1 protein-coding gene is annotated in these 405 nt (G+C 46.7%); it reads left to right on the forward strand.

The features are described from left to right. The coding region (locus D7Y13_RS46615) for a hypothetical protein (protein WP_158626259.1) at positions 1–405 on the forward strand (405 nt) is incomplete at both ends.

Raw genomic sequence — 405 nt, forward strand, 5'->3', positions numbered from 1 at the left:
CGCTAACAGCCGGCTTAATTTGTTTGTTTCTGATTCTAATTGCTCAAAGCTATAATTTAACCGCGCCAAAAAAATTACTGCTCGTGCTGGCGATTTTGTTCGGCACGTGGATGTGGACGAATTTAATGATGGCGGGCGCGTGGCACGTCGCTCTCGGTTTGACGGTGCTCGGCGAGCTAGGCGCGATTTATTTTGCCGTCGTTCGCCGCAATGCTTTTCTGACCGGTTGTTTTTTCGCCCTGGCTTTTGGCAATCGCACCGAAGTTTTGCTAATCGCGCCGCTCTTTGCATTTCTGCTCGTCCGCTCTCCGCAATCCGAATTTAAATTATTAGAATCAAAGGAAACTATCGTTCGCAATCTAATTTTGTTTTGTTTGGTTCCGTTAATTTTGGGCGTTTTAACGC

Source organism: Corallococcus praedator, assembly GCF_003612125.1.
Taxonomy (GTDB): Bacteria; Myxococcota; Myxococcia; order Myxococcales; family Myxococcaceae; genus Corallococcus; species Corallococcus praedator.